Annotated in this window: 1 protein-coding gene; it reads left to right on the top strand. The window is 45.4% G+C overall.

The features are described 5' to 3' along the window. Nucleotides 1-721: hypothetical protein (locus tag NR125_RS30255; protein WP_256816862.1), on the top strand; the 721-nt coding region annotated here is incomplete at both ends.

The following is a 721-nucleotide window of genomic DNA, read 5'->3' as shown; positions in this document are numbered from 1 at the left end:
GAAAGGGGAAAGAAAGAGGGGAGAGGAGGAGGAGGGAAGAAAAAAAGGAAGAAAAAAAAAGGAAAAGAAAGGAGAAAAAAGGAAAAAAAAGGGAAGAAGAAAGAGGGAAAGAAGGAAAAGGGAAGAGGAGAAAAAAAAGGGAAAAAAAGGAAAAAGAAAAGAAAAAAAAAGAAGGAAAAAAAGGAGAGGGAAAGGGGAAGAAAAAAGAAGAGGAAGGAAAAGAGAAGGGAAAAAAGAAGGAAAGAGGAGGAAGAAAGAGAGAGAAAAAAGGAAGAAGGGGGGAGAGAGGGGAAGAAGGAAGGAGAAAAGAGGAAGAAAGAGGGAAGAGAAAAAGGAGAAAGGGAAGAAAGGAAGGAGAAGGGGAGGGGGAGGAAAAAAAGGAAAGGAAGAAAAGAAAGAAGGGAAAAGGGAGGAAAGGAAAAGGGGAAGGGAGAAAAAAGGGGGGAGAAAGGAGGAGAAGAAAGAAAGGAGGGGAAGGGGAAAAAGAAGGGGAGGGGGGAGGGGGGGAGAAAAAAGGGAAAAGGGGAAAGGGAGAAGGGAGAAAGGAGAAGGGGGAGGGGAAGGGAGAAGGAAAGGAGAAGGGAAAAGGAAAAGGGAAAGGGGGAAAGGAGGGAAAGGAGGAAGAAAGGGGAGGAGAGGGAAAAAAGGAAGGAGGAGAGAAGGAGAAAAAGGGGGGGGGGGAGGGGGAAGGGGAAGGAGTATCTTTTACAAAGAAAAACAG

The sequence above is a fragment of the Cytobacillus sp. Bac17 genome (genome assembly GCF_024519925.1).
Lineage (GTDB): Bacteria > Bacillota > Bacilli > Bacillales > Cytobacillaceae > Cytobacillus > Cytobacillus pseudoceanisediminis.
The sequence above is the reverse complement of the archived record's forward strand: the minus strand, read 5'-3'. Positions and strand labels throughout refer to the sequence as shown.